This window comes from Bacillus sp. FSL K6-0268 (genome assembly GCF_038005425.1).
GTDB classification, from domain to species: Bacteria; Bacillota; Bacilli; order Bacillales; family Bacillaceae_G; genus Bacillus_A; species Bacillus_A thuringiensis_S.
The window spans coordinates 92171-101494 of the sequence record NZ_JBBOTF010000004.1 but is presented as its reverse complement, the minus strand read 5'-3'; the positions used below and the strand labels follow the sequence as shown (position 1 = coordinate 101494).

The window sequence follows — 9324 nt, the reverse complement described above, 5'->3', positions numbered from 1 at the left end:
AGAGAGGTGGAAAAGATGGATAAACAAAACATTTTGTCGGAACTAAAGAAAGGTATGGAAGCGGTCATTTGTGAAATAGAATTACAGGAACAATCAATTGTGAAAACTGAGGAGATTCTACAGAGCTATCTACATGTGATGAAAGATATCCTTCGTTTACCAGATGTAACCATCGTACAAACACCCCATAGAGAGAAGGAACTCACAGAACCAGAGACGAATACCCTTCATACACATTCTCTTGCTAAAACAGAACCTTTTGAAAAGAGAGAATCGTATGTGTTTCAGCGTAAATTAAAGGGAGGCGAATTACAAGGAATAGGATGTTTTGTTCCCGAACGAATTGTCAGAGCGCTCGAATTAGAACATGGGGATTTCGTGTATGTAACAAAAAATGCATCTGTGTCGGATGGACGGTATAAGCATAGATTTGAAGTGGCCGAAAGACGACATATGCCACAAAATGAAGAACGTGGTTGTTGTTCCTATGCCATTGTAGAATATGATGAAGAACGCCAACAATTTTTTGTGGAGAAAGACATGCAACAGAATCGTATATATGTCAATGGAGCTCCTTATCGATTTTGGATTCCGCCAAAAGATGCTGCTTCTGTCATCCAGGGAGATATTATTGATCTTGCCTATTCCAAGAGTTCTCCAGACATTGTCAGGGTTGCTTGGACGTATCCGTCTAGTTTTGTAAATGATTTTAGTAAACCAGCCCGTATGAAGAGAAAGCAAGAAAAAAATCAAAAAGAGTATGTACAAACGTTGGAAGGAAAGACAATTTTGATGGTAGGATTTGAACCAGGTCGAGCAGCCATTGAAGAAGAAATTACCGTTAGAGGTGGAAATTTTCAGTGGGCGCATGGGAAAAAGGAACGAGAAGTTACATTACGCAAAATGATACGGAATGCAGATATTGTCATACTCATGTTAGAACATATGGGACATGGTGGTGCAACCTCCGGTTCTAAAGGTGTGGTACGGATAGCAAAAGAATTAGGCGTTCCCTTTGGTACGACACATACATTAGGGAGAAGTTCTTTTGTCCATAATGTTCACCGTATACTAGGCATAGATAGTGTAAACATGCAATCCGTAAGCTAGGTGAAGAATGAAGTAGGGTAAAAGAAATCAAAACAAAAAATATAAACCCTGATAAAAAAGATAAGCCCGATTGGAAATATCCAGCTAAAATGAAATAACAAATTGAATAGTGACTTCCCCTGATATATAATGAATATAGACCATTCTTTTATTCAGTTGAGGGAATAAGCGGATGATACAACAGTTATACGATTCTTATTCTCTCTTATATCTTCACACATCATATGAAAAGGATGTGCTATGTGTAAATGATTTTCTTATATCAATTTGATGTAAAAGAAAATGGCATTCAATTTGTTTTAAATAAACAAATTGCTGCTGATATGCTTCCACACCATGATATTCTATTGAGACCATTAGTGACAGTATTGGCTGAAACCTTACAATTGTATTGCTTGTTACGTAAAGAGCCGACCTTATTAACGAGTAACATGCGAGAAAATGGTGAAATAGAAGTCATGTTCAATCAAGAATTAGGACAATGTATAGATGAGTATACAAAAAATCACGTGATTTTGAAAAATGGCAAACGAATTGCGGATATTTTAATAGAAATTCGGAATGCTTATACCATATACCACTAAGCTTACAGGAATAGTAATACATATATAAATTTCAATTATAAAAACAATTAAAAAGAATGTAACAGAAGAAGTGTATCGTTTGAATTTCCAGATTTCCTTTTCTATTTTTCCATAGTAACATGAAAACTATCAGTAAGTTGGATACAAATAGATATAGAAAGACAGGAGAGGAATTATACGTGGATAAGTCATGGTCTGGTAATTCTACACAATTGTTACAAGAAATTGATTGGAAAATGAGCAGAATTGAATCGATTCTTCAGCAGGTTTCTATAGAGGGTTTGATAGAAGAATCATATGAGATTCACGAGATGCTTATAAAAGTGTCTCAGTTATTGCTCATTTTACAACAAGACCTCAAAATGACACCACTGGCAAAAGGACTACATTTACAACTCCAAAGTATACAGGAACAGTATAATCAATTGTTTGATAAGGGAGAAATGAATCATAAATATTCTGAATAATAAGACAATAACAGAGAGACACCCCACCGCTTGGGATGTCTCTCTGTTATTGTTCCAAAATATGGCGTACATCCGACAGGTCCATATTCGTAAACTTGGCAATATCTTCGATATCCATGCCATTTTTATGCATGCCACGGATAAGTTGCTCTCTTTCGGCTAATTTACCTTCTTGAATGCCTACTTCTTTTCCTTTTTCAATTCCCTCTTGAAGCCCTTTTTCCATACCTTCTTCTATCCCAACCTCACGAGCATGTGCTAATTTCGCTTGTTCATCAAATAACACCTTTTCACGTGCTTCATATGCGAGACGGAAAGAACTACTCTGACTCATATTTTCCCATTTGTGGATGGCCTTTTGTAACACTGGATCTTGTTTCATAGCGATGTCCTCCAATGTGTGGGTCAAATGTTCATCCTCATGCGCTGGCAGTAAAAGTAACCAACGAGCAAATTCATTTTCCCACAGATTAATTTCTTCTTTTCTCCATTGTTGTAACAATTTAGGGATCTCAATGAAATGAATTTCCAGATCTTCAAGCAACACGTCTTGATGTTGCTTGCTCCAAAACTGTCCGACTGTATGCACATCTTCATACTGAGGAAAGAGCTTAAAATCTAATAGATTGATGGTAATAGTTTTTCGCAAAGAACGGTAAGGCATACCTTGCACTAATTGAGATGTATACAGTTTACTCCAATAATAAAGGGAACGTTTGACGATTTCTTGTGTATTTCGTAATTGAATTTCCACATTTACCTTGGTCTTATCTTGAAGTGTAGCTAATATATCTAGTATGGATAATTTATCTTCTTCATATTCTTTATGAATATGGGGATCTTCAAGTGTTAACGATATAATCGGTGTAGATAATGACTCATGCAAGATCGCATTTAAGAAAGAAATCAATAAGTCCTCTTGTCCTTGTACCCCAAATAATTGTTTGAAAGCATAATCGACTCGCAAATTCACTAAAGGTTGCGTCATAAAGTGAGTCACCTTTCTTATTTCATATTCTATATGTTTTTTGTTATTCCCCTCGTATATTAATATTTAAGCCCTATCTCAGGCTTAGTTTTTCTCTCTAATAAGAGTCCAGTAATAAAGAAAATACTTGGACGTCTCAAGATATTTCTAGATAATGGTCTTAGGATCATTTGGGACAATTCTGTATTCCCCTGTGGATTTACCACACGAAAAGAGTGTTTCTCAGTGAACGCGCGGGGCTCCCTACTCGCAGGCTGAGCAGCCTGATCCTCGAACCTAGATGTTAGTAGCTCTAGGGCGGCTTTCGATTCAGGACTAGCTCTTATACACGAGGTTGTTGGTCGGCGTACACACTAGAGATATCTCGAGACGTCCAAGCAATGATTCTAAATCGAAAGGAGGTCTCTTACGTGAGATTATTTGTTGGTCTAGATGTAAGTTCGTTTGATATGAAAGTTTGCTTTTTAAATGGTGAAGGAGAAAAGCTAGATTCTTTTTCAGTCAGTAATGACTTACCAGGTGCACAGGTACTTAAAGAACGATTATTACAGTGCACAACCAATCAAGAGGTTGAAACTTTAAAAATCGGCTTAGAATCTACATCTGTTTACAGTTTTCACCCATCCATGTTTCTCCATCATGACGAAGACTTAAAAAGATTTGGCACAAAGGTATTTCTTCTAAATCCAAAACAAGTCGCAAACTTCAAGAAAAGTTATTCAGACATGAATAAGACTGACGAAATTGATGCCTTTGTCATCGCTGATTATTTACGATTTGGGCGAAATCAAATGTCCATCGTGAAAGAAAGTCAATACGTGGCATTACAGCAATTAACAAGAGCTCGTTATCAACTCGTTAGAATGTTGACAAAGGAGAAACAACATTTTCTACAACACCTAAGTTATAAATGTAATACGTTCTCACAAGAAGTCGATTCTTCTATATTTGGTAACGCCATGATGGAATTGTTCCTTGAAAAATTCAGTCTAGAAGAGCTAGCTGACATGCCTTTAGAGGAACTCGCTGAGTTCCTACAGGAAAAGAGTAAAAATCGATTTGGTGACCCGAAATGTGTCGCATCAACCATTCAAAAGGCTGTTCGCACGTCGTACCGTTTAGATAAGGTGGTAGAAGACTCAATCGATATTCTTTTAGGAACATCAATCGAAATCATTCGTACCTATCAAAGACAAATTAAAGAACTAGAAAAATCTATTAAGCGGATCATGGCTGGATTAACGCAAACATTAGAATCCATTCCTGGAATCGGGCCTATATATGCCGCTGGTATTATCGCTGAAATTGGCCAAATCGAAAGATTTGACGATGAAACCAAAATCGCAAAATATGCCGGGTTATATTGGCGTACATACCAGTCTGGCCGGTTCACCGCTGAAAATACTTCATTATCTCGTAATGGGAATCATTACTTGCGGTATTACTTAGTTGAAGCCGCCAACTCTGTAAGAAAGCATGTATTGGAATACCAAGAATATTACGCAAAAAAGTATAATGAAGTACCAAAACATCAACACAAACGTGCACTCGTTCTAACCGCAAGAAAATTTGTGCGATTGGTGGATGCGCTACTACGTAATCACCAACTCTTTACGCCTGAAAGGTGTGTGAAAGTGTGACATAAAACTTGTCATCGCTACCTTTCAATCAATTCCAGTATTTTACATGCGGTGCTGGTCTAGTTTCGTGATGTCTTTTTTAAGCAATTTGTCCTTTGATAACTTCAAAATATATTATTTTTCAGTTGACATACTACCGCAGGTCTTTTTAGAGGGAATGGGCAAAGAAGATATATATCTATTGTAGCTGAAAAAGGAGAGAAGAAGCAACCTTTGTTGTTTTTTTGAGGGTGTGTTTTATTTTTCATTATGGTACGTGAAATTTTACAAACCACTTGTATATGCACTTATTCTCACTGATTTTTTACTACCCATCTTTTCATCCCCTTATCTAATCGTATGGACGCTTTTTATCTTTAAAGGTCAAATGGACTCGGTGCTTTCTTCTCTTTCGTTATAGAGGAATCTGAGCGTTCGTTTTTATCACCCTCGGCTAATAAATCGGATCTAATCACCATTTATTGGGTAGTATTCAAGTGAACAGAACATGATCCTGTACCTCCTGAATTACATGTGAATCGTCAAATGGGCCGAACAGTAAGACACCGCTCGTTGCTTCAACTCTTCGTACGTGCATAATCTTTGTTTCTCAAATAATTTCGGATGTTTCTGTCTATAGTATTGGAACAATTCTTCTCCATTATTCCGTATACGATACCGACGTGTTTCTCTCATTGTGCCTGGGATTTCTTCCGGATCAAATTGTCCTAGCATTTGTAATGCTTGTGAAGAGGGAATTTCTTTCCCTGTCACATAGGCATGGATAAAAATAATTTGTAACTACTCAGCCACCTTTCGGTGTCTTTTTTAAATTTTACTAGTTTCATATGCCTCCCATTTGTAAATACTGAGTATATCAAACAGGGGAGGTGAATCTTATGGTCGATCGAAAAATTATTTTAGATACATATAAAAAAGGACCTGAAGCTGTTATTTCTTTATTTGAAGAAACATTTTCTAAGTTAGAAAAACGTATACAAGAACTAGAAAATGCTTCAAAAAAAAACTCCAAAAATAGTCATAAGCCACCTTCTACAGATGGTTTGGGTAAGCCCGTTACAAAAAGTTTGCGCAAACCGTCTCATCGTCAAACGGGTGGCCAGTTGGGCCACAAGGGACATACTCTTGGTTTGACAGCGACTCCAGATCATACGATTACACATTCTCCTACATATTGTACTTGTTGTCATACTTCCTTGAACCACGAGCCTGTAAAAGGGTATCGCATTCGCCAAGTGTATGACTTACCACCTATTCAGATCGAAGTGACAGAACATAAAGTAGAACAGAAAGAATGCCCACATTGCCATTCTATCCAAGAAGCCCAATTTCCTTCGACAGTATCTCGTCCTGTTCAATATGGTCCAAATATAAAAAGACTGATTCCCTATTTAACGCATTATCAATGCATTTCTTTGAAGCGAACAAAAGAATTCTTTCAGGATTGTTTTGGACATTCTATAAGCGAAGGAACCCTGGTAAATCATACACAGGCTTTCGCTTCTCAATTGCAGCCATTCATAAAAGAAGTAAAGGAAAAGATTCTGCAGTCTCCTGTTGTCCATTTTGATGAAACTGGTATGCGTGTAGAAAACAAAACACAATGGTTACATACTGCCAGTACACCGGAGGTGACATTGCAACATATTCATCAAAAACGTGGAAAAGAAGCAATGGATGCTGGAGAAATCTTGCCATCTTTTTCTGGAATTGCGATGCATGATGGTTGGAAATCGTATGATGCGTATACAGATTGTCGTCACGTTTTATGTAATGCCCATCTCTTACGAGATTTACAAGGAATTATAGATAGTACTGGAGAACAATGGGCACAACAGATGCAGAAATTTCTAACGCAAGCGTTGACGATGAAAAAGCAATCCGAAGGTACCATGCCAAAAGCGACGCAAAAGAATCTGTTTATTATGTATCAATCCATATTGAAAGAACAACAGATTCTTTCCACGAAACAAAAGAAGAAAGGAAAGCAGACGCCTTCTCAAAATTTATGGAATCGCTTCGTCAAGTATTCTGACAGAATTCTAGCGTTTTTAGAACATCCAGCCATTCCATTTGATAACAATCAAGCAGAACGGGATATTCGGATGACGAAAGTAAAACAGAAAGTGTCTGGGACTTTCCGAAGTAAGAAAGGCGCAGAATCTTTTTGTCAGATACGAAGCTTTATGAGTACCATGAAAAAACAAAAACAATCGGTCTTACAAGCGATAAACCAAGTCATAGAAACTAGAACGGTTCCTTGGAATAACACGACTTCATAAGAGAATTTCTCTATTTGGCATAGATTCTTTCTCTGATTGGAGTATTTTCTTTTCATGTTTTCGAATCGGAAACATGTATTTGGCCTGTTTTTTTATTTGAAGAAGCTGAGTAGTTACAATAATTTCTTTTATTGTGATATACGTGTCATATAAATTTCCACCCATAGAAGAACCCCTCTCCTCGTTTTATTTTGTATCCGAACATAACTTTAGGTACACAAAATCGCGCTATTCAGCCCATCAGTACGTAAAGCGCTTGTTTCACTTGTTTATCGTCCACTCGATAAAATACTTCTGTTCCTTTGCGTTCATGTGATAACACTTTATGATTTCTCATTTTATGGAGATGTTGTGAAACCGTAGATTGCGGTAATGTTAAAATCTGTTGTAATTCGGTCACATTTAAAGTCTGTTTCCTGACTAATTGATGTACAATTTGTAGACGAACAGGATGTGCCAATACCCTCAGTATTTCCGCACTTCGTTCGAGTTCATGATTCAGATCATTGAGCTCCATATAAAAAACATTTGTCATCTTCTTTCGCCTCCTTCTTTGTTCAGGGTATGTTCTCACATCCACGTTTTTTCGTTCGCAAAAAATCTAACATGTTACACGTACAAACTATCTTGCACCGTTCTCTTTCTCCCCTTATACTAAAATAAATACAATTGACAATAAGAGGTGCTATATGAATAAAACAGAATTAATTACACAAGTAGCAGTCAAAACAGGACTAAAAAAATCACAAGCCAGTTTAGCTGTAGATACCCTATTAGAATCCATTCAACAAGCGTTGCAAAAAGGAGAGACTGTCCCACTGATTGGATTCGGTACATTCGAAGTGAGAGAGCGTGCTGCACGAGAAGGACGGAATCCAAATACGGGAGAATCCCTTACCATTTCTGCAAGAAAAGTACCTGCCTTTAAAGCTGGGAAACACTTAAAAGAAGCCGTAAGCAACTAACTATGTATCTATCTCGTATACCAAAGCAGCATGTTTTCTAACATGCTTCTTTTCTGTTAGAGGCGAATCGTTGAAATCGCATGTTTATAGATCAATTGATTTTTGTTATCGGATTCTACCAAAATAGAAAATGCATCATATTCTTTTACGATTCCTTTCATATGAAATCCGTTGATTAAAATCAACGAAATAACCTTCTTCTTTTGTATGACTTCTTGTAATAACCGTTCCTGCATCGATACGGTATTTCTAGCTCTTTCTTTTAAAACAGGTTGTGATTTTTTCTCCATCCGCCATTCCCCCCACGTATTCTCAAACTCTTTCCAGATACTGTTCTAATTCCTCCAGAAGCTGTTTCGCTCCTTCTGGACTCAACGTTAACTGTCCGTCTGCTAGTTTGATATTCTGGGAAGAAATTTCTCCTGTTACGAGACACGTACCATCCGATTTATATTTCTGTAAAATGATACTTTCCTCTTCTACAAATATTTCTATGGCATCTTTTTCGTGGATATCAAGCGTACGCCTCGTTTCCCTCGGTATCACAATCCGTCCTAACTGATCTATTTTCCGTACAATACCTGTTGATTTCATTCTTCTATTTTTCCCCTTTTCAAATAGAATATTTTCTCTCTCGTTACCGTTTTCATTCCGATGAAATGTATGTATACTGTATAACATATTGTATACAGCATCGGAGGCTATTCATGTCTACATCTTATATTGCCTATTTACAAAAGAAAATGAAAAAGAAACAAAAAATACTTCGGAAATTAACAAAGCTATATGGATTCACACATCCTGTAGTTGTCGCCTATAGTCAAGAATTAGATCCATTAGTCGTTCTTGTCATGCGCTATCTTTCTTCTTGATAGTGGAGAGATTCGAATTCGGAAGAACCGAATTCAAATCTCTATACACATATCCCTTCTATTTTACCATATTTTTTCATAGAATGGTTTTTATAACCATTTTCGCATAAAATTTTTCTTTTTGCACACCCTAACATTACAATCCCATGCTACTACTGTTATTTGCACCAAAACTACACTATTTCGCGGGATTGTCATTGCTTATTTTTCCTTAACTCCATTCAAAATGAGGGCAAGACATGTCAAATATACATCGTTTTGTCCTTATTTTATGATTTCTCTCAAAAATAAAATGGCATACATCACCTAGAAAACGTATAAAAAAACAGATTTCACATATAGTAAAAACAGCAATTCCATCCTACATCTATAACAATTGTATACCGATTATCTGACACAATCAACATTGGAATTGC

13 protein-coding genes are annotated in these 9324 nt (G+C 36.8%); 7 read left to right on the top strand and 6 right to left on the bottom strand.

Features of this window, described 5'->3' with window-relative positions; genetic code table 11:
• The 3 genes from MHI28_RS34705 to MHI28_RS34695 form a co-directional block, all read left to right on the top strand.
• A partial coding sequence (locus tag MHI28_RS34705) for a hypothetical protein (RefSeq protein WP_340829123.1) occupies window positions 1–1110 on the top strand: 1110 nt, incomplete at its 5' end.
• A 248-nt stretch (window positions 1111–1358) separates the two neighbouring features.
• Window positions 1359–1694, top strand: coding sequence for a hypothetical protein (locus tag MHI28_RS34700; RefSeq protein ID WP_127064286.1), 336 nt, complete (start codon window positions 1359–1361; stop codon window positions 1692–1694).
• Between the two features lie 179 nt (window positions 1695–1873).
• A complete protein-coding gene (locus MHI28_RS34695; RefSeq protein ID WP_065486599.1) occupies window positions 1874–2161 on the top strand; it encodes a hypothetical protein in 288 nt (95 codons plus the stop codon).
• 46 nt (window positions 2162–2207) lie between these two features.
• Here the strand turns inward: MHI28_RS34695 and MHI28_RS34690 are convergent, their stop codons facing one another.
• Window positions 2208–3149: an Rpn family recombination-promoting nuclease/putative transposase gene (locus tag MHI28_RS34690; RefSeq protein ID WP_127064315.1), complete on the bottom strand. Its 942-nt coding sequence runs from the start codon at window positions 3147–3149 to the stop codon at window positions 2208–2210.
• A 410-nt stretch (window positions 3150–3559) separates the two neighbouring features.
• On the opposite strand from MHI28_RS34690, the gene MHI28_RS34685 reads away from it, so the two are divergent.
• Window positions 3560–4789, top strand: a complete 1230-nt coding sequence (locus MHI28_RS34685; RefSeq protein ID WP_100909797.1) for an IS110 family transposase — start codon at window positions 3560–3562, stop codon at window positions 4787–4789.
• A 507-nt stretch (window positions 4790–5296) separates the two neighbouring features.
• Here the strand turns inward: MHI28_RS34685 and MHI28_RS34680 are convergent.
• Complete coding sequence (locus MHI28_RS34680; RefSeq protein WP_340829119.1) at window positions 5297–5542, bottom strand: hypothetical protein; 246 nt, start codon at window positions 5540–5542, stop codon at window positions 5297–5299.
• Between the two features lie 125 nt (window positions 5543–5667).
• Between MHI28_RS34680 and tnpC the strand changes: the two genes are divergently transcribed.
• Window positions 5668–7071 (top strand): IS66 family transposase, encoded by a 1404-nt coding sequence (gene tnpC / locus MHI28_RS34675; RefSeq protein ID WP_100910632.1) that lies wholly within the window; start codon window positions 5668–5670, stop codon window positions 7069–7071.
• Here tnpC and MHI28_RS34670 read toward each other — a convergent pair.
• Window positions 7066–7236 carry a hypothetical protein gene (locus tag MHI28_RS34670; RefSeq protein WP_340829116.1) on the bottom strand — a complete coding sequence of 57 codons (171 nt, stop codon included), beginning with the start codon at window positions 7234–7236 and terminating at the stop codon, window positions 7066–7068. The genes tnpC and MHI28_RS34670 overlap by 6 nt on opposite strands.
• Window positions 7237–7303: 67 nt before the next feature.
• Window positions 7304–7606 (bottom strand): ArsR/SmtB family transcription factor, encoded by a 303-nt coding sequence (locus tag MHI28_RS34665; protein ID WP_065487137.1) that lies wholly within the window; start codon window positions 7604–7606, stop codon window positions 7304–7306.
• A 154-nt stretch (window positions 7607–7760) separates the two neighbouring features.
• Here MHI28_RS34665 and MHI28_RS34660 point away from each other — a divergent pair, with 154 nt between their 5' ends.
• Window positions 7761–8036 (top strand): HU family DNA-binding protein, encoded by a 276-nt coding sequence (locus MHI28_RS34660; RefSeq protein WP_061659252.1) that lies wholly within the window; start codon window positions 7761–7763, stop codon window positions 8034–8036.
• Window positions 8037–8092: 56 nt separating this feature from the next.
• On the opposite strand, the gene hfq is transcribed toward MHI28_RS34660, so the two are convergent.
• Both hfq and MHI28_RS34650 read right to left on the bottom strand, forming a co-directional pair.
• Complete coding sequence (hfq, locus tag MHI28_RS34655) at window positions 8093–8326, bottom strand: RNA chaperone Hfq (protein WP_061659251.1); 234 nt, start codon at window positions 8324–8326, stop codon at window positions 8093–8095.
• A 22-nt stretch (window positions 8327–8348) separates the two neighbouring features.
• Window positions 8349–8630 (bottom strand): AbrB/MazE/SpoVT family DNA-binding domain-containing protein, encoded by a 282-nt coding sequence (locus tag MHI28_RS34650; RefSeq protein ID WP_000843032.1) that lies wholly within the window; start codon window positions 8628–8630, stop codon window positions 8349–8351.
• 113 nt (window positions 8631–8743) lie between these two features.
• Between MHI28_RS34650 and MHI28_RS34645 the strand changes: the two genes are divergently transcribed.
• Window positions 8744–8908, top strand: a complete 165-nt coding sequence (locus tag MHI28_RS34645) for an aspartyl-phosphate phosphatase Spo0E family protein (protein ID WP_065486608.1) — start codon at window positions 8744–8746, stop codon at window positions 8906–8908.
• Window positions 8909–9324 lie beyond the last annotated feature (416 nt).